17 protein-coding genes and 1 pseudogene are annotated in these 17,379 nt (G+C 71.5%); 8 read left to right on the top strand and 10 right to left on the bottom strand.

Features of this window, described 5'->3' with window-relative positions; all coding sequences use genetic code 11:
• Positions 1 to 86: 86 nt before the first annotated feature.
• Positions 87 to 2,246: a DEAD/DEAH box helicase gene (locus tag WN71_RS22650; protein ID WP_046589367.1), complete on the bottom strand. Its 2,160-nt coding sequence runs from the start codon at positions 2,244 to 2,246 to the stop codon at positions 87 to 89.
• 379 nt (positions 2,247 to 2,625) lie between these two features.
• On the opposite strand from WN71_RS22650, the gene WN71_RS22645 reads away from it, so the two are divergent.
• Complete coding sequence (locus tag WN71_RS22645; protein WP_240529718.1) at positions 2,626 to 3,624, top strand: hypothetical protein; 999 nt, start codon at positions 2,626 to 2,628, stop codon at positions 3,622 to 3,624.
• Positions 3,625 to 3,696: 72 nt separating this feature from the next.
• On the opposite strand, the gene WN71_RS22640 is transcribed toward WN71_RS22645, so the two are convergent.
• From WN71_RS22640 to ychF, 3 genes are all read right to left on the bottom strand, one after another.
• Positions 3,697 to 3,951: a Txe/YoeB family addiction module toxin gene (locus WN71_RS22640; protein ID WP_046589369.1), complete on the bottom strand. Its 255-nt coding sequence runs from the start codon at positions 3,949 to 3,951 to the stop codon at positions 3,697 to 3,699.
• Positions 3,948 to 4,229 carry a type II toxin-antitoxin system Phd/YefM family antitoxin gene (locus WN71_RS22635; protein WP_046589370.1) on the bottom strand — a complete coding sequence of 94 codons (282 nt, stop codon included), beginning with the start codon at positions 4,227 to 4,229 and terminating at the stop codon, positions 3,948 to 3,950. Before WN71_RS22635 ends, WN71_RS22640 begins: the two co-directional genes overlap by 4 nt.
• 193 nt (positions 4,230 to 4,422) lie before the next feature.
• Complete coding sequence (ychF, locus tag WN71_RS22630; protein WP_046589372.1) at positions 4,423 to 5,511, bottom strand: redox-regulated ATPase YchF; 1,089 nt, start codon at positions 5,509 to 5,511, stop codon at positions 4,423 to 4,425.
• Between the two features lie 176 nt (positions 5,512 to 5,687).
• Here ychF and WN71_RS40040 point away from each other — a divergent pair, with 176 nt between their 5' ends.
• Positions 5,688 to 6,245, top strand: a complete 558-nt coding sequence (locus tag WN71_RS40040; RefSeq protein ID WP_079178029.1) for a DUF6542 domain-containing protein — start codon at positions 5,688 to 5,690, stop codon at positions 6,243 to 6,245.
• Positions 6,246 to 6,332: 87 nt separating this feature from the next.
• Here WN71_RS40040 and ppgK read toward each other — a convergent pair whose 3' ends face one another.
• Entirely contained in the window at positions 6,333 to 7,079 is a 747-nt protein-coding gene (gene ppgK / locus WN71_RS22620; protein ID WP_046589376.1) for a polyphosphate--glucose phosphotransferase, read from the bottom strand.
• A gap of 113 nt (positions 7,080 to 7,192) precedes the next feature.
• Positions 7,193 to 8,209: a 4-hydroxy-3-methylbut-2-enyl diphosphate reductase gene (locus WN71_RS22615; RefSeq protein ID WP_052743131.1), complete on the bottom strand. Its 1,017-nt coding sequence runs from the start codon at positions 8,207 to 8,209 to the stop codon at positions 7,193 to 7,195.
• A gap of 102 nt (positions 8,210 to 8,311) precedes the next feature.
• Here WN71_RS22615 and xseA point away from each other — a divergent pair, with 102 nt between their 5' ends.
• The 3 genes from xseA (at position 8,312) to WN71_RS22600 (ending at position 10,575) form a co-directional block, all read left to right on the top strand.
• Positions 8,312 to 9,520, top strand: a complete 1,209-nt coding sequence (xseA, locus tag WN71_RS22610; RefSeq protein WP_046589379.1) for an exodeoxyribonuclease VII large subunit — start codon at positions 8,312 to 8,314, stop codon at positions 9,518 to 9,520.
• Between the two features lie 59 nt (positions 9,521 to 9,579).
• Positions 9,580 to 9,843 carry an exodeoxyribonuclease VII small subunit gene (locus WN71_RS22605; protein ID WP_046589448.1) on the top strand — a complete coding sequence of 88 codons (264 nt, stop codon included), beginning with the start codon at positions 9,580 to 9,582 and terminating at the stop codon, positions 9,841 to 9,843.
• Positions 9,844 to 9,984: 141 nt separating this feature from the next.
• Entirely contained in the window at positions 9,985 to 10,575 is a 591-nt protein-coding gene (locus WN71_RS22600) for a malonic semialdehyde reductase (protein ID WP_046589381.1), read from the top strand.
• A gap of 163 nt (positions 10,576 to 10,738) precedes the next feature.
• On the opposite strand, the gene WN71_RS22595 is transcribed toward WN71_RS22600, so the two are convergent.
• Positions 10,739 to 11,263 (bottom strand): DUF4245 domain-containing protein, encoded by a 525-nt coding sequence (locus tag WN71_RS22595; protein WP_046589383.1) that lies wholly within the window; start codon positions 11,261 to 11,263, stop codon positions 10,739 to 10,741.
• A gap of 126 nt (positions 11,264 to 11,389) precedes the next feature.
• Here WN71_RS22595 and glpX point away from each other — a divergent pair, with 126 nt between their 5' ends.
• Entirely contained in the window at positions 11,390 to 12,424 is a 1,035-nt protein-coding gene (gene glpX / locus WN71_RS22590; protein WP_046589385.1) for a class II fructose-bisphosphatase, read from the top strand.
• A 234-nt stretch (positions 12,425 to 12,658) separates the two neighbouring features.
• Here glpX and WN71_RS22585 read toward each other — a convergent pair whose 3' ends face one another.
• Both WN71_RS22585 and WN71_RS22580 read right to left on the bottom strand, forming a co-directional pair.
• The gene (locus tag WN71_RS22585) at positions 12,659 to 13,027 is read right to left on the bottom strand and encodes a WhiB family transcriptional regulator (protein ID WP_046589387.1); all 369 of its coding nucleotides are present in this window, start codon (positions 13,025 to 13,027) and stop codon (positions 12,659 to 12,661) included.
• Between the two features lie 173 nt (positions 13,028 to 13,200).
• Positions 13,201 to 13,914, bottom strand: coding sequence for a DUF1707 SHOCT-like domain-containing protein (locus WN71_RS22580; protein ID WP_046589389.1), 714 nt, complete (start codon positions 13,912 to 13,914; stop codon positions 13,201 to 13,203).
• Positions 13,915 to 14,137: 223 nt separating this feature from the next.
• Here WN71_RS22580 and WN71_RS22575 point away from each other — a divergent pair, with 223 nt between their 5' ends.
• Complete coding sequence (locus WN71_RS22575; RefSeq protein ID WP_046589391.1) at positions 14,138 to 15,805, top strand: fumarate hydratase; 1,668 nt, start codon at positions 14,138 to 14,140, stop codon at positions 15,803 to 15,805.
• 230 nt (positions 15,806 to 16,035) lie between these two features.
• Here the strand turns inward: WN71_RS22575 and WN71_RS22570 are convergent, their stop codons facing one another.
• Positions 16,036 to 16,284 carry a hypothetical protein gene (locus WN71_RS22570; protein WP_046589393.1) on the bottom strand — a complete coding sequence of 83 codons (249 nt, stop codon included), beginning with the start codon at positions 16,282 to 16,284 and terminating at the stop codon, positions 16,036 to 16,038.
• 321 nt (positions 16,285 to 16,605) lie between these two features.
• On the opposite strand from WN71_RS22570, the pseudogene WN71_RS22565 reads away from it, so the two are divergent.
• Positions 16,606 to 17,379 (top strand): annotated as a pseudogene (locus WN71_RS22565) (hypothetical protein); the annotation flags it as partial.

Here is a 17,379-nt window from a genome sequence, read left to right as displayed (position 1 = left end):
CAGCGGGGGCGGCGGGGGCGGGGGGCACGACGGCGGCCCCCTGAGACGCCCCCTGGCGACCGCCCGAGAAGCCCCCTGCCCGCCCCCTACCGGCCGCCGTTCAGCCGGGCCTGTTCCTCCTCGACGATGCGGCGCACCAGGGCGGGATCGGAGATGTCGACGGCGTCGGGCGTGGACTCGGCGACCTCGCTGCGCCGGGCGTAGGCGTCGAACAGGCGGGCCTTGTTCTCCAGCATCCGCACCATCCGCTCGTCGACGCCGCCCACGGCGAGCAGCCGGTGCACCCGCACCGGGCGGACCTGGCCCATCCGGTGGGCGCGGGCCACGGCCTGATGTTCCAGGGTGGGCTTGATCTGCGGCTCGCAGAGCACGACCACGGAGGCGGCCTGGAGGTTCAGCCCCACGCCGCCCGCCTCGATCTGGGCGAGCAGCACCGCGTGGCCGACGGCCGCCGTGAACGTGTCGACCACCCCTTGGCGGCGCGCGGGCGGAACCCCGCCGTGCAGCGGGCCGTGCACCGCGGCGGCGCCGGCGCTCCCCTCGGTCAGCGCGCCCAGGGCCGCCGCCAGGACGTCCCGGAAGGCGGAGAAGACCACGACCTTCGCCCCGTTCGCGGCGGCCTCCTCGACGATCTCGCGCAGCCGCTGGAGCTTCGCCGACTTCTCCGGACGGGCGTACGCCGCCCGGCGCATCGCCATGAAGTTCCCGGCCCGCACCGCCTCGCCGTAGGCGTCCTCGTCGGAGGCGCTCAACTCCTCCCACTCGTCGGTGTGCTGGAGCGCGGGGAGTTCGCTGAGGACGTCCTGCTGGTTGCGGCGCAGGTACACGGGGGCGACGGCCCTGCGGAACGCGGTGGACCCGGCCGTGCCGTCCGACTCGCCCACGGAGTCGGCCAGTTCGGGCCGCAGGATCCGCACCAGGCTGCGGAACTCCGCGACCCGGTTCTCCATCGGGGTGCCGGTGAGGAACAGGACGCGCTCGCAGGCCCCGGCCCACGCGGCGACGGCCAGCGAGCGCCGGGCCGCCGGGTTCTTGACGTAGTGGGCCTCGTCGACCACGAGCATGTCCAACTCGCCCTCCGCGGGCGGCGCGAAGCCGCGCAGGGCGTCGAAGGTGGTGACGCCGACCCCGCCGTGCTCCCACCAGTCGGCGTACGCCTCCTGCCGTGCGGGGCCGTGCAGCGGCAGCACCCGCAGCGTGCTGCGGGCCTCGACCTCACGGGTCCAGTTGATGAGCACGCCGGCCGGGCAGACCACCAGGAAGCGGCCGCGGCCCCGCGGGGCGAGGTGCGCGAGGGCGGCGATGGCCTGCACGGTCTTGCCGAGCCCCATCTCGTCGCCGAGGATCACCCGGCGCTGCGCCAGGGCGAAGCGGGCGCCGAACGCCTGGTAGCCGCGGAGCGAGACCCGGCGCCGGGTGTCGTCGAGCGGCTGGGCCCGGACACGCTCGGCGACCTCGCCGGGCAGATGGCCCTCCGCCGCGGCCGGGTCCGGGGTCCGCGCGGAGACCTCGGCGAGCAGGCCGTAGTACTCGGCGGACCGCAGCTCGAAGTCGACCAGCGCCGCGACCTCGCTCGCGGGGCCGCGCAGCAGGTCCACGGACGCCTGCGCGATCAGCTCCGGCACACCCGCCCGCTCGGCCCGCGCCGTCAGCTCGCGCACGGCGGCGAGGGCGGCCGGCGCGCGCTCGCGCCCGGCGCGGCCCGCCAGCAGCATCCGCAGCCGTCCGGCGGCGGGCGCGGCGTCGGCCAGCAGCGGCCCGAGGCGCGCGGCGAGCGTGGCGGCGGCGTCGACGGCCCGGCGCGCCTCGGGTCCGGCCTCCACCAGCACGTGCAACGCCACGACCAGGGCGGTGGTGCGCGGTTCGGGACGGTCGACGTCGATGTGCACGGCGACGGCGTCGCGGGCCGCCTCGGCCATGCGGCGGGCCGCGGCGACCGCCTGGTCGGCGGTCTGCGCGCCGACTCCGGGAATCTGCCGCAGCCGGTACGGCCCCGCCTCCAGCACATCCCCCACCGTGCGGAACCCGGCCCGCTCGACCTCCCCGAGCCGCAGCCGCCCGCCGGTGGCCTCCTTCAGCCGGGCCACCGGAATGCCGTCGAGCTCCCGCGCGGCGAGGTCGTCGTACAGCGGCTTCAGCGCGGTCCGTACGGCGTCCACGGCCCGTTCGTGATCGGCGACGACCGCGCCCGCGGCCCGGTACAACCGCTCCCCGCGCCCGACCGCCTCCCGCTCACTGCGCCCCATACGCCCCCGGACCCCCTCACCGTGTCCCGGGCATCCTTTCACCGCGGAACCCCGCGGAGCCCGCGGAGCCCGCGAGCCGTCCGGCGCCCGCGAAGGGTTCCGCGAAGTCGCTACCGTGGTGCCATGACCGCGCTGCCGGACTGGATGCCTCCCTCACCACGACGCTCATGGCCCCGGCGTCGGCGGGCTCCTTCCGGGACAGCCTGAAGCGCCCCGTGCCGTTCGCCGTCACCCTGGACCTCACCACCCTGACCCCACCGCGCGACAGCGGGGTCTGACCGCGGGGGTGCCGCCGCCCCTGGGTAGGGTTGCCCGCCATGGGCGACCACGTCACGCAGCGGCAGACCGGCCGGACCCCGATGGCGCAAAGCGGTGCCGTGTGGGGCTGACCGACGGCTACACGTGGATCCTGCCGGCGGTGACCGTCGTCGGGTGGACGCTGGCATGGTGGAGACCGCGGTGGGTCCGGTGGAGCGTGGTGTCCGCCGCGATGGTCGTCTCGGTGCTCCTCTTCGCCAAGGGGCTCACGATGCCGTCGGCGCCGCTTCCCCCGCAGAGCGGCTGCACCCGGCAGCAGGTCCAGTGCATGGACTGGCTTCCGATCTACTGGATGGTGGCCGGCCTGATCGGTCTCGCCTGCTGCCTGGTACTGCTGCTCGTGACGACCGTGACGGACATCGTCCTGTGGGCGCTGCGCAGGGCCGCCGCGAGCCGCTTCAATGGGTCCGTGATCACTGCGCACGAGACCGCCGCCCTCCTCCCCGACCCCGAGCGACTCCGTGCCCATCTGCGCGCACTGGCCGTCCTGGACGCGACGATCGGCGACGATCCGCGGTTCTGCCAGTACACCTTCGACGCCGCCTGGGGACCCGGCGTCGAGGCGGCCCTGATGGACAACGGCTCGGGGGACGACTACGCCGTCCTGTTCACTTCGGCCGGGGTGCTCATACGCGGCTTCGACCACGAGTCGCGGATGAGTCCGTACGGGACCGATGACGAGCAGCTCTGGCCCGGCCTCGTCGACGACGTGCCCACGGCGCTACGGCCGCTCCTGGACGAGCCGGCCTTCCACGACGAGGGGGTGGACGTCCTCCGGGCCACCGTCTGCCTGTGGCGGGAGACCGGCGACACGGCCTGGCGCACCGGCTCGGCCCTCGCCTTCCCGGCCGGCAGCGAGGACCCGGACGGCTCCGGCTTCCTCTTCCGTCTTCTGACGGACCGCTCCCCCGAGGCCGTCCAGGCCCACTTCGAGGACTACTACGAACGCCCCGTCCCCCTCGACGCCGTCCGCCACGTCCTGGCCGGACACCCCCTGACCCCTGCGATCACCGCGACCCTCAACCCACCTGTGGAGCAGGTCGGCAGGGACGGCGGCTGACACCGCGCCAGAACCTTCGGCGACGGTCCGGCGCGGCAAGGGCGAAGGGGCAGACTCGGCGGAGCCCCTCGGTCAGTAGTGATAGCGGGCCGCGAGAATCACGATCTCCCTGTCGGTGACCAGGTAGACAAGGCGGTGCTCGTCGTCGATCCGCCGTGACCACGCCCCAGGCAGGTGATACTTGAGCGGCTCAGGCTTGCCGATCCCCGTGAAAGGATCACGCTTGACGTCTTCGATGAGCTTGTTGATCCGAGCGAGCATTGTGCGGTCGTGCTTGAGCCAGGACGTGTAGTCCTCCCAGCCCTGATCCTCGAAGACGAGCCTCACCGGTCACCCGCACCAGAATCTGCCGGCCCCGGATCGATCAGCTCACGCTCCGACACATTGATGTTGCCCAGGGCATTCTCGTAAGCCTTGAGCAGGCGGCGCGCATTCGCAGGCGAGCGCAGCAGGTACGAACCCTCGCGCAGCGCCGCGTAGTCCTCGGCCGAGACAAGTACGGCGTTGCCATGCTTGGAGACGATCTCGATGGCCTCGTGGTCGTCATTGACCTTCTTGATCAGCGGAAAGAGGGCCTTACGGGCTTCGCTCGCAGTGATCGACATGGACTGCCCCCTCTGTTCAAGTGGTACCAAATAACGTACCACTGCCGGCCTCCTGGAGCGAGGCTGAGCGCGTGACGATCCGGCAGAAAGCCCAGCACCGTCCCAGCCCGGAAACAGGTCAAGAGGGCCGACTCGGACGAGTCAGACCCTCTTGACCTGCACATTCGGCAAGGGCGCCGTGGCGAAAACGCGACTACACGTTGAAGCGGAACTCCACCACGTCGCCGTCCTGCATGACGTACTCCTTGCCCTCCATGCGGGCCTTGCCCTTGGCGCGGGCCTCGGCGACCGAGCCGGTGGCGACCAGGTCGTCGAAGGAGATGACCTCCGCCTTGATGAAGCCCTTCTGGAAGTCGGTGTGGATGACTCCGGCGGCCTCGGGGGCGGTGGCGCCCTTCTTGATGGTCCAGGCGCGGGACTCCTTGGGGCCTGCCGTCAGGTAGGTCTGGAGGCCGAGGGTGTCGAAGCCGACGCGGGCCAGCGTCGCGAGGCCGGGCTCGGTCGCGCCGACCGACTCCAGGAGCTCCATGGCGTCCGCCTCGTCGAGCTCGGCGAGGTCCTGCTCCAGCTTGGCGTTGAGGAAGATCGCCTCCGCGGGGGCGACCAGCGCGCGCTGCTCGTTCTTGAAGTCGTCGTCCGTCAGCTCGTCCTCGTCGACGTTGAAGACGTAGAGGAACGGCTTGGTGGTGAGCAGGTGCAGGTCGTGCAGGAGCTCGGCACGCTCCGAGCCCTGGACGATGCCCTGGCCGAAGAGCGTGTCGCCCTTCTCCAGGATCTCCTTCGCCTCCTCGACCGCCTTGACCTTCGGCCCGATGTCCTTCTTGATCCGCGACTCCTTCTGGAGGCGCGGCAGGACCTTCTCGATGGTCTGGAGGTCGGCGAGGATCAGCTCGGTGTTGATCGTCTCGATGTCGTCCTTCGGCGAGACCTTGCCGTCGACGTGGACGACGTTCTCGTCCTTGAAGGCGCGGATGACCTGGCAGATCGCGTCGGACTCGCGGATGTTCGCGAGGAACTTGTTGCCCAGGCCCTCGCCCTCGGACGCGCCCCGGACGATGCCGGCGATGTCGACGAAGTCGACGGTGGCCGGCAGCACCCGCTGCGAGGAGAAGATCTCAGCCAGCTTGGTCAGGCGCGCGTCGGGGACGCCCACCACGCCCACGTTGGGCTCGATCGTGGCGAACGGGTAGTTGGCCGCCAGCACGTCGTTCTTGGTCAGGGCGTTGAAAAGGGTCGACTTGCCGACATTCGGCAGACCGACGATTCCGATCGTGAGCGACACGTTGCGTCTTCCCGTACGTGAGTGGGCGTGAGGCCGGGCGGCCGATCCACCAGTCTACGGCGTGTCGGCGCCCGGACCGGTGGCCGTGTCGAACACCTGGGCAAGCTCTGCACAACGACCCCCGTCCGGCGTGTCCCAGGGGGGATTCTGCACATAAACAGACCTAAGTTGGTGCAGTGGAGCAGCACAGGACACGACCTCAGCAGCCCGGAGCACGCCGCGGCACGCCGCGCGCGCCCCTGCCGCCGCAGGCCCGCCGCCGCCCGCCGGGGGACGTACGCCGTCCGGGGCACGGTCCTTCGGGGGCGACGCGGCCGCAGGGCGCGGCCCGTCCGCAGCCGCGCTCGCGCAGACCCCGGCTCACCGGGCTCGGCGCGGGACTCTTCAGCGGGGCGCTGATGCTGCTCCTCGGCGCCCTCGACGAGGCGCTGTCGGGCGCGTCCCTCACCGTGTACGGCGTGCTGTTCCTCGCCGTGTGCGTGCTGACCGCGCTGTGGGTGCGCGGGGGCGACGTGCTCACCGCGCCCGTGGTGCTGCCGATCGCCTTCGCCGTGGGCCTGCTGCCCGTCGCCGACGGGGGCGGCGGGACCGCCGGGCGCCTGATGGGCCTGTTCACCGCGCTCGCCACCCAGGCCGGATGGCTCTACGGCGGCACGCTGGTGGCGGGTGTCATCGTGATCGTGCGCCGGGTCCGGCTGGTGCGCAGGCGCCGGAAGGGTGACCGGACGGGGTGAGTCGGGCGGAGTGAGTCGGGCGGACCGGGGGCCGCACGGCGCCCCCGGTCCGGGTCCGGGTCCGGGTCCGGGTCCGGGTCGGGTCTGTCAGTTGTCCTTCGCTGCGTGCATCGCCGCGCCCACGATGCCCGCGTTGTTCTGCAGCTGGGCCGGCACGATCTCCGCCTTGATGCCCTCGATGAAGTGCAGGAACTTCTCCGACTTGCGGCTGACGCCGCCGCCGATGATGAACAGCTCGGGCGAGAAGAGCATCTCCACGTGCGCGAGGTACTTCTGCACGCGGTGCGCCCAGTGCTCCCACGTCAGCTCGTGGTCGTCCTTGGCCTTGCTGGAGGCGCGCTTCTCCGCGTCGTGCCCGCCCAGCTCCAGGTGGCCCAGCTCGGTGTTGGGCACGAGGGCGCCGTCGATGAACAGGGCGCTGCCGATGCCCGTGCCGAACGTGAGGAGGATGACCGTGCCCTTGCGGTCGCGGCCGGCGCCGAAGTTCACCTCGGCGACGCCCGCCGCGTCCGCGTCGTTGACGATCGTCGTCGGCAGGCCGCCGAGCCGCTCCGTGAACAGCGCCCGCGCGTCCGTGTCGATCCAGCCCTTGTCGACGTTGGCCGCGGTGCGGATGGTGGAGCCGCCGGTCACCACGCCGGGGAAGGTCAGGCCTACCGGCCCGGTCCAGCCGTAGTGCGACACGACCTCGCGCACGCCGTCCGCGACGCCGTCGGGCGTGGCCGGCTGCGGTGTGAGCACCTTGAAGCGCTCCTGGGCGAGGTCGCCCTTGTCGAGGTCCACAGGGGCGCCCTTGATGCCCGAACCGCCGATGTCAACGCCGAAGATCTGCATGGCACCACGTTACGTCGTACGACTGACGGTCACGCGGTGACCCGGGGCGGAAGGCGGCGGGACGGCGCGGGTGGGCAACCCACGCCCCCGCGCCGCTCACGCTCCCGCGCGGCTCACGCCTCGCCGGTGCCCGTGCCGCCGCGCTCGGCGACCAGGGTCGCCGCCTCCTCGCGCAGGTCGCGGCGGAGCTCCTTCGGCAGCGAGAAGGTGATCGACTCCTCGGCCGCCTTGACGATCTCCACGTCACCGAAGCCGCGCTCGGCGAGCCACTCCAGGACCTGCTCGACCAGCACCTCGGGGACGGACGCGCCCGAGGTCACGCCGACCGTGGTGACGCCGTCCAGCCAGGACTCCTCGATCTCGCTCGCGAAGTCCACCAGGTACGCCTCGCGGGAGCCGGCGAGCTTGGCGACCTCGACGAGCCGCTTGGAGTTGGAGGAGTTGCGGGAGCCGACGACGATGACGAGCTCGGCCTCCGCGCCCATCTGCTTCACCGCGAGCTGACGGTTCTGCGTGGCGTAGCAGATGTCGTCGCTGGGCGGGGAGATGAGCTGCGGGAACTTCTCCTTGAGCGCCTCGACCGTCTCCATCGTCTCGTCGACGGAGAGGGTGGTCTGCGAGAGCCACACGATCTTGGAGGGGTCGCGGACCTCCACCTTGGCGACGTCCTCGGGACCGTCGACGAGCTGGATGTGGTCGGGCGCCTCGCCGGAGGTGCCGATGACCTCCTCGTGGCCCTCGTGGCCGATCAGGAGGATGTCGTAGTCGTCGTTGGCGAAGCGGACGGCTTCCTTGTGGACCTTGGTGACCAGCGGGCAGGTCGCGTCGATGGTGGCGAGCCGGCCGCGGGCGGCCTCCTCGTGGACCACGGGGGCCACGCCGTGCGCGGAGAACATGACGATGTTCCCCGGCGGGACCTCCTCCGTCCGCTCGACGAAGATCGCGCCCTTCTTCTCCAGGGTCTGCACGACGTACTTGTTGTGGACGATCTCGTGGCGGACGTACACCGGAGCGCCGTACTGCTCCAGGGCTTTCTCGACGGCGATCACGGCGCGGTCCACACCCGCGCAGTAGCCACGGGGGGCGGCGAGCAGGACACGGCGGCCAGGAGAAGCAGTCATGGCACCCATCGTAAGGCCGCGCCCGGGGCGCACCGATCGCGTCACCCCTGCGCGCGGGCCACGCCGCTCGGGGCCCCGGCCGTGTCGGTGGGTGCCGTTAGGCTCGCCGCCATGGCTGTGAACACGTCCGCGGACACGCCCATCCCCGTCGGTGAGGTGTCGCGGCTCATCGGGGGATGGATCGACCGGCTCGGCGCCGTGTGGGTCGAGGGGCAGATCACCCAGCTCTCGCGGCGGCCGGGCGCGGGCGTGGTGTTCCTGACGCTGCGCGACCCGTCGTACGACATCTCCGTGAGCGTGACCTGTTACCGGCAGGTGTTCGACGCGGTCGCCGACGTGGTGAGCGAGGGCGCGCGCGTGGTCGTGCACGCCAAGCCGGAGTGGTACGCGCCGCGCGGGCAGCTGTCCCTGCGGGCCGCCGAGATCAAGCCGGTCGGCGTCGGGGAGCTGCTGGCGCGGCTGGAGACGCTGAAGAAGGCGCTGACCGCGGAGGGGCTGTTCGCGCCCGAGCGCAAGAAGCCGCTGCCCTTCCTGCCGCAGCTCGTCGGGCTGGTCTGCGGACGCGCGTCGGCGGCCGAGCGTGACGTGCTGGAGAACGCGCGGCACCGCTGGCCCGCCGTCCGCTTCGAGGTGCGCAACGTCCCCGTGCAGGGGGTGCACGCCGTCCCGCAGGTGGTGCAGGCGGTCAAGGAGCTCGACGCGCTGGACGACGTGGACGTGATCATCGTCGCCCGCGGCGGCGGCAGCGTCGAGGACCTGCTGCCGTTCTCCGACGAGCAGCTGGTCCGCGCGGTCGCCGCCTGCCGCACGCCGGTGGTCTCCGCCATCGGGCACGAGCCCGACACGCCGCTGCTCGACTACGTCGCCGATCTGCGCGCCTCCACGCCGACCGACGCCGCCAAGAAGGTCGTACCGGACGTGGGCGAGGAGGCCGAGCGGGTGCGGTCGCTGCGCGACCGGGCGCGGCGGTGCGTCGCCGCGCACGTGGAGCGCGAGGAGCGCGGGCTGGCGCACGCGCTGGCGCGGCCGTCCATGGAGGACCCGCACCGGATGGTCGACGAGCGGGCCGACCACGTCGCCTCGCTGGCCGAGCGCGCCCGGCGCACCCTGGGGCATCTGCTGGACCGCGCCGACTCGGAGCTGTCGCACACCCACGCGCGCGTGGTGGCGCTGTCGCCGGCCGCGACCCTGAAGCGGGGGTACGCGGTGCTGCAGCGCGCGGACGGACACGTGGTGCGCGCCCCGGACGAGGTGACGGCGGCCGAGGCGCTGCGCGCGCGGGTCGCGGAGGGCGAGTTCACGGTACGGGTCGACGAGTGACCGAGAGCGGGCAGCGGCCGAAGCGGCCGACGAAGGCGGAGAGCGGAGAGAGCGGGCGGATGACCGGCAAGACGGACGAGGTCCTCGGGTACGAGCAGGCCAGGGACGAGCTGATCGACGTCGTACGGCGGCTGGAGGCCGGTGGTACGACGCTGGAGGAGTCCCTGGCGCTGTGGGAACGGGGCGAGGAGCTGGCGAAGGTCTGCCGGCGCTGGCTGGAGGGCGCCCGGGCCCGGCTGGACGCGGCACTGGCCGCCGAGGAGGAGGGGTCGGGGGGCGCGGGGGCGTCGGCCGACGGTGCCGGGGACGGCGGGACGGGCTGAGGGGGGCGGTGTGAAGGGGATCACGACCCGGAGTTTTCGTTGAACTTTGAACTTCGGGCACCCCTGACGTACTGTCTTCACGTCAGCCTAACCGGACCGCGGTCCGGTACGGACCCCGACGCCCTACCGAGGTAGCTCACCATGTCTCTCGCCCTTGACGCCGCCGCTCAGGACCTCCTCTTCCGTGAGGCCCGCACCGCGAACACCTTCACCGACGAGCCGGTGACCGACGAGCAGGTCCAGGCCATCTACGACCTGGTCAAGTACGGCCCGACCTCGATGAACCAGTCGCCGCTGCGCATCACCCTGGTCCGCTCCGCCGAGGCCCGCGAGCGCCTGGTGCAGCACATGGCCGAGGGCAACGCGAAGAAGACCGCCACCGCCCCGCTGGTCGCGATCCTCTCCGCGGACAACGAGTTCCACGAGGAGCTCCCCGCGCTCTTCCCGCACTTCCCGCAGGCCAAGGACGCGTTCTTCGGCGACCGCGGCGTCCGCGAGGGCAGCGCCGCGCTGAACGCCACGCTCCAGGCCGCGTACTTCATCATCGGCGTCCGCGCCGCCGGTCTGGCCGCCGGCCCGATGACCGGCCTGGACTTCGAGGGCGTCCGCAAGGAGTTCCTCGACGACGACCACACCCCGCTGATGGTGGTCAACATCGGCAAGCCGGGCGAGGACGCCTGGTTCCCGCGCTCGCCGCGCCTGGAGTTCGACGAGGTCGTCACGACGGTCTGACCGGCCGCGCCGTGCGGCGCGCCCGCGCGCTGACACGGACACGAGCAAGGCCCCCGGTGAACCACCGGGGGCCTCTCTCGTGTCCGCCAGCGGATGCGAGGGGTGAGGGAGCGAGGGGGCGACGGGGCACCGAGGGCGCGGGCCAGGGGTGAGCGCCGGGGGCTCACGCCATCTTCAGTGCCTGTGCCATCTTCGTCAGCTGCTCGAAGGACGCCGTGCCCGCCACCACCGTGGTCGAGCCCTTGGTGCCCTCCAGCACCAGGGCGTCGTAGCGGCCGCCGGTCCAGCGGGTCCAGGTGCGGCCGCCGATCTCCTCGGTGGTCTTCGTCGCCGACCCGCCCTGGCTGGCCTGGTCGATGAAGTCGGCCCGCTTCTGAGTGGACTGCTCGATCGTCACGTACTGACCGTCGGGGTCGCTGAAGCCGAGGTGCCACGCGTTGCCGGCCGAACCGTCGAAGCTGACGGAGGTCGCCTTCCAGGACTGCGACAGCCCCTCCGGCGCGGCCACCGGGTACGCGGCAGCGCGCCGCGCCGTGAGCAGTTCGACGCGGTAGTCGACGCGCTTTATGTCAGGAGCGTGGTCGTCGTGCGGGATGAAGAGGTAGATGACCGCCGCCGCGATCCCGATCAGGCCCAGGGAGAGAACCATGTCCCGGACCGTCTTCTGCTTGCCGTTCGAACCTGCCACGCCCCCTATCGTCGCAGGTGCCTGTCGCGCTCATCCGTGGGGGGCCCTGCTCATTCTGTTCACCTGACGATAGAGTCGAAGGAACACCCTCGTCCGGCCGTCGTCGTATCAGAAAGGTGCGCTCCGATGACCGAGAACCACCACCTGCCGTCCGAACTGGAAGTTCCCTCCGAAGCCCCCGACCGCAACCTGGCCCTGGAGCTCGTCCGGGTGACCGAGGCCGCCGCCATGGCGGCCGGCCGCTGGGTCGGACGGGGCGAGAAGAACGGCGCCGACGGCGCCGCGGTGCGCGCCATGCGCACCCTCGTCCACACCGTCTCGATGAACGGCGTCGTCGTCATCGGCGAGGGCGAGAAGGACGAAGCGCCCATGCTGTTCAACGGCGAGCGCGTCGGCGACGGCACCGGGCCCGAGTGCGACATCGCCGTCGACCCGATCGACGGCACCACGCTGACGGCCAAGGGCATGCCGAACGCGATCTCCGTCCTGGCCGCCGCGGACCGCGGCTCGATGTTCGACCCGTCCGCGGTCTTCTACATGGACAAGCTGGTCACCGGCCCCGAGGCCGCCGACTTCGTCGACATCGACGCGCCGGTGGCGGTGAACATCCGGCGCGTGGCCAAGGCCAAGCGGGCGACCGTCGAGGACGTCACGGTGTGCATCCTCGACCGGCCCCGCCACGAGGGCCTGATCAAGGAGATCCGCGAGGCGGGTGCCCGGATCAAGCTGATCTCCGACGGCGACGTGGCGGGCTCGATCTACGCGCTGCGTGAGGACACCGGCGTCGATCTGCTGCTCGGCGTGGGCGGTACGCCCGAGGGCATCATCTCGGCGTGTGCCGTGAAGTGCCTCGGCGGCACGATCCAGGGCAAGTTGTGGCCCAAGGACGACGCGGAGCGGCAGCGGGCGATCGACGCGGGGCACGACCTCGACCGGGTGCTCACCACCGACGACCTGGTCTCCGGCGAGAACGTGTTCTTCGTCGCGACCGGGATCACGGACGGGGAGCTGCTGCGCGGGGTCCGGTACCGGTCGGAGATCGCGACCACCGACTCGATCGTGATGCGGTCGAAGTCGGGGACGGTGCGGCGGATCACGTCGGAGCATCGACTCAGCAAGCTGCGGGCGTATTCGGCGATCGACTTCGACCGGGCGAAGTGACTCCGCCGGTCCGGCTGTTCGGGGCTCCGGGTGGCTCGGGATGCCAGGTGGCTCCGGGTGGCTCGGGACGCCGGGTCGGTGCGGGTGCGTGGGGGCTGGTCGCGCAGTTCCCCGCGCCCCTCGGTGGGCCGGGTTCGCGTCTGTGCGGACGTGACCGTCGGCCCGTCGACCACTGATGTGAACGGAACAGGGCGCCCCCGGTGCGGTGGGGGCGCCCTTTGTTCTCGGGGCGGTTCAGCCTGCCTGGGCTATGCGGGCGGGGCGGGCCGCCTTCTTCAGCTCCATGTCGCGGCGGCGGCGACGGGCCAGGACCACGCGGCGCTCCGCCGCGGTCAGGCCGCCCCAGACGCCGTACGGCTCCGGCTGGAGGAGGGCGTGCTCGCGGCACTCGACCATCACCGGGCAGCGGGCACAGACCCGCTTGGCCGCCTCCTCGCGGGAGAGCCGGGCGGCCGTCGGCTCTTTCGATGGTGCGAAGAACAGGCCGGCCTCGTCGCGCCGGCACACCGCCTCGGTGTGCCAGGGGGCGTCTTGGTCCCGCGCTGGCCCCCGCTGGGCCGGAACGGCAGCTACCTGCAGGGACGAATGCGGCGGTTGCAGCACGGTCTACTCCTGACGACGGCTTCGCGAGCGAGAGACGATGCAGCAGCCCTACCCGCTGTGCGCGCGCCTATGCACTGAGTTCCGAACCACTGCATTTCGGGCCCCCGCGCACGCCGCCGTACGACGACCGGAACCGGACCGATTCGTTTCGAATACGGTCCGATTCACGACCGTCAACGATCCAGGTGTTTCCGCAAAGTCTTGTCGAGCTTGTCCTGAACCTTGTCCTGGACCCGGTCGAGAATGTCCGACACACGCTTTCCGCGCCGCGGCCGCGCGTCCACGTTGCCCAGCACGGCCCAGCCGTCGACATAGACCACCGGCGCGTCGGACTCGACCGAATCCAGCGTGTTCACCGTGAAATTGCCCAGCACGCCGCCACCGGTACCGCGCAGGGTGATGTTCTCCGGCACCCGGATGTCGACGCTGCCGAACACCGATATCGCCTTGATGACGACCTGCTGGTACTCGAAGATCGCCTCGCTGAGATCGATCTCGACACTGCCGAAGATCGCGTACGCGTGCAGCCGGCGCCCCGCGCGCCAGCGGCCCTTGCGCACGGCGGCGCTGAACACGGCGACAACGTTGGCGTCCGCCTCGTCGGGCACCGCGCCGACGGTGGGGCGCGGCGGCACCGGCGTGTAGGCGGGGGCCGTGGCGCGCTGGTGCGCGGCCGGCAGGTCGCGGATGAAGACCTCCAGCTCGCCCACCGTCTTGGCGTGCAGCACGCCCTCGACGCGCTCGGCGTGCTCGTCGGCGGTCAGCCGGCCCTCGGCCAGCGCCTCGCGCAGGATGTCGGCGATGCGGTCACGGTCGGCGTCGGAGGCGCGCAGCTCGGCGACGGGGGGTGCCGGGGCCGGCTGCGCGGCAGGCTTCTGAAGGTCCACGGCAGCAGCGTACCGAAACGCGATAGATCGCGACTAGGGGGCGTCGCACACGCGTGTCGGGACCGGCGCGGGGCGGCCCGGGGACGGTTCGGGACCGGCGCGGGGGCTTTGGGGGTGCGAACTGAGCCTTACCTCACAAGCTCGTCGAAGGCCGCAGGTTCTACGCTGGTGGACGCTGCCAATGGAGGCACGCCGCTGTCTGTCGAGTGAGGAATGGGCTCCGATGCCTGAGTTCGCGTACACCGATCTGCTCCCCCAGGGAGAGGACACCACCCCCTACCGGCTGGTGACCTCCGAAGGTGTCTCCACCTTCGAGGCCGACGGACGGACGTTCCTCAAGGTGGAGCCGGAGGCGCTGCGCAAGCTCGCCGAGGAGGCCGTCCACGACATCCAGCACTACCTGCGCCCGGCCCACCTGGCGCAGCTGCGCCGGATCATCGACGACCCGGAGGCCTCGGCCAACGACAAGTTCGTCGCGCTCGACCTGCTGAAGAACGCGAACATCGCGGCCGCGGGCGTGCTGCCGATGTGCCAGGACACCGGCACGGCGATCGTCATGGGCAAGCGCGGGCAGAACGTGCTGACCGAGGGCGGCGACGAGGCGGCCCTCTCGCGCGGCATCTACGACGCCTACACCCGCCTGAACCTGCGCTACTCGCAGATGGCCCCGCTGACCATGTGGGACGAGAAGAACACCGGCTCGAACCTGCCCGCCCAGATCGAGCTGTACGCCACCGACGGGGGCGCGTACAAGTTCCTGTTCATGGCGAAGGGCGGCGGCTCAGCCAACAAGTCGTTCCTCTACCAGGAGACCAAGGCCGTCCTCAACGAGGCGTCCATGATGAAGTTCCTGGAGGAGAAGATCCGTTCGCTGGGCACGGCGGCCTGCCCGCCGTACCACCTGGCGATCGTCGTCGGCGGTACGTCCGCCGAGTACGCGCTGAAGACCGCGAAGTACGCCTCCGCGCACTACCTGGACGAGATCCCGGCCGAGGGCTCCGAGCTGGGCCACGGCTTCCGGGACAAGGACCTGGAACAGAAGGTCTTCGAGCTGACGCAGAAGATCGGCATCGGGGCGCAGTTCGGCGGCAAGTACTTCTGCCACGACGTGCGCGTGGTGCGCCTGCCCCGGCACGGCGCGTCCTGCCCGGTGGCCATCGCGGTCTCCTGCTCGGCCGACCGTCAGGCGGTCGCCAAGATCACCGCCGAGGGCGTGTTCCTGGAGCAGCTGGAGACGGACCCGGCGCGGTTCCTGCCGGAGACCACGGACGAGCACCTGGAGCAGGACGGCGACGTCGTCCGGATCGACCTGAACCAGCCGATGGAGTCGATCCTCGCGGAGCTGTCCAAGTACCCGGTGAAGACGCGGCTCTCGCTGTCCGGGCCGCTGGTCGTGGCGCGCGACATCGCGCACGCCAAGATCAAGGAGCGGCTGGACGCGGGTGAGGAGATGCCGCAGTACCTGAAGGACCACCCGGTGTACTACGCCGGTCCGGCCAAGACGCCCGAGGGGTACGCCTCCGGGTCCTTCGGTCCTACGACGGCCGGGCGCATGGACTCCTACGTCGAGCAGTTCCAGGCGGCGGGCGGCTCCAAGGTGATGCTCGCGAAGGGGAACCGGAGCAAGCAGGTCACGGACGCGTGCGGGACGCACGGCGGGTTCTACCTCGGGTCCATCGGTGGGCCGGCGGCCCGGCTCGCGCAGGACTGCATCAAGAAGGTCGAGGTCGTCGAGTACGAGGAGCTCGGCATGGAGGCGGTCTGGAAGATCGAGGTCGAGGACTTCCCGGCGTTCGTCGTGGTCGACGACAAGGGGAACGACTTCTTCCAGGATCCGGCGCCGGCGCCGACGTTCACGTCGATTCCGGTGCGGGGGCCGGGGCTGGCGTAGCGCTTCGGGCGGGGCGGCGGGTGCGGAGTCTCGCCCCCGCCGCCCCTTCCCTTTCCCGCCCCCAGGGGCTCCGCCCCCTCGCCCCGGACGCGGGTGCGGGTACGTCGTGGCCGGTCGCGCAGTTCCCCGCGCCCCTGGGCAGGCGGCCCACCACCCCACCAAGGGGCGCGGGGAACTGCGCGATCAGTCGGGTGAAGGGGCCTGCCCCTTCGGGCTGGACGGGATCGTTCTCAGGCGCCCCGGTGGGTCCCCGCGCGTTCGTCCGTCGGGCGGCGTTGGGACGGCAGGTGGGCGGCCGGGCGGGTCGGGGCGGGGCGGTGGCGGGGCAGGCGGGTGCGCCAGGTCAGGGACGCGGCCGTCGCCGTGAGCGCCAGGGCGGTCGGGACGGGCCCCGCCGACAGGACCACCGCCAGTGTCGCCGCCAGGATCGACAGCAGCATCAGGAGATTCGCGATCAGCTCCGTCCGATGGAAACGCAATTCGGAATCCTGATCGCGCCCCGGTCCCTCCATGGACCCAACCTCTCGCATGTGCACAGCCGTACGGCAGAACGTGAACTCCCCGATGAGGGCGTGCGGTTCGCCTTCCTCCGGACGCCGGGCTCATATGTACCATCGGCCGCACCCGGCAATCGGGCCACAACGGCCCCGTGGGTTCTCCGATAAAACGCGAGGACGGCACGGTTCTTGGGCGCGCCGGGGAGCTGACACACTGAACGGGAAGGAAAGGAAAGGAGGGCCTCCCCGTCTCGGCCGTCCTCATGCGCCTTGAGGGGCACGGGTGTTCGGGGATGATCGACCTTGTCCAGGCATCGCAGGTCCCCGATCGAGGAGTTCGGCAACGAGCTCCGTGAATTCCGCAGGTCGGCGAATGTCACCGTCGAGCGGATCGCCAAGATCAGCTATCGCAGTCCGCAGCGGATCTACAAAGCGTGGTGCAAAACCGAACTCGCGCCGTGGTCGCTGATCGAGGACGTGGTCCGCGCCATCTCCGAGGAGTGCCAGTACCCGGAGGAACGGGAACTGGAAACCGTCGAACACTGGCAGCGCCGCTATCGGTCGGTGCAGCAGGAGATCGAGTCGGGGAAGGACGTCATCACCTCGCTGCTCGACCGGCTGGTGGAACGGCTCGACGAGCACACCGCGCGTGCGGAACGGCTGGAGCGGACCGTGGAGTTGCTCACCGGCGAGGTCGCCGAGCTGCGCCAGTCACGGCCGCCGTCACGGCCCCAGTCGCCGCCGGAGTCCCAGCCGCAGGCGCAGGCGCAGCCGGCGAGCGGTGCGGCCCTCGCCCACGGTGCCGTGCTCCACGAGATCCGCCGGCACATCGACGTCTTCGAGCAGGAGGCCCGGCGGCTGCGCGAGGAGTCGCAGGCCGCCGAGCGGCGGGCCCGGGAGCTGGCCGGTCACGCCCGGCAGGTGCAGACCCACGCCGACGAACTCCGCCGCACCCTCTCCGCCCTCCCGTCCACACCCGACCTGCCCGGCCTGCCCGCGCCCGGCCTCCCCGGCCTGCCCGCGCCCGGCCTCCCCGCGCCCGACCTGCCCGGCCGCCCACCTGCCGTCCCAACGCCG

This window comes from Streptomyces mangrovisoli (genome assembly GCF_000974985.2).
GTDB lineage: Bacteria > Actinomycetota > Actinomycetes > Streptomycetales > Streptomycetaceae > Streptomyces > Streptomyces mangrovisoli.
This window is presented reverse-complemented; position numbering and strand designations above follow the sequence as displayed.

What these genes read in the sequence shown, in the direction of transcription:
- WN71_RS22635 (WP_046589370.1), bottom strand. Translation starts at nt 4,229, where the DNA reads ATGTCGATCACTGCGAGCGAAGCCCGTAAGGCCCTCTTTCCGCTGATC.
- WN71_RS22615 (WP_052743131.1), bottom strand. Translation starts at nt 8,209, where the DNA reads ATGGGTGCCATGACTGCTTCTCCTGGCCGCCGTGTCCTGCTCGCCGCC.
- WN71_RS22605 (WP_046589448.1), top strand. Translation starts at nt 9,580, where the DNA reads ATGACCGGCAAGACGGACGAGGTCCTCGGGTACGAGCAGGCCAGGGAC.
- ppgK (WP_046589376.1), bottom strand. Translation starts at nt 7,079, where the DNA reads ATGCAGATCTTCGGCGTTGACATCGGCGGTTCGGGCATCAAGGGCGCC.
- WN71_RS22600 (WP_046589381.1), top strand. Translation starts at nt 9,985, where the DNA reads ATGTCTCTCGCCCTTGACGCCGCCGCTCAGGACCTCCTCTTCCGTGAG.
- glpX (WP_046589385.1), top strand. Translation starts at nt 11,390, where the DNA reads ATGACCGAGAACCACCACCTGCCGTCCGAACTGGAAGTTCCCTCCGAA.
- WN71_RS22650 (WP_046589367.1), bottom strand. Translation starts at nt 2,246, where the DNA reads ATGGGGCGCAGTGAGCGGGAGGCGGTCGGGCGCGGGGAGCGGTTGTAC.
- WN71_RS22575 (WP_046589391.1), top strand. Translation starts at nt 14,138, where the DNA reads ATGCCTGAGTTCGCGTACACCGATCTGCTCCCCCAGGGAGAGGACACC.
- xseA (WP_046589379.1), top strand. Translation starts at nt 8,312, where the DNA reads ATGGCTGTGAACACGTCCGCGGACACGCCCATCCCCGTCGGTGAGGTG.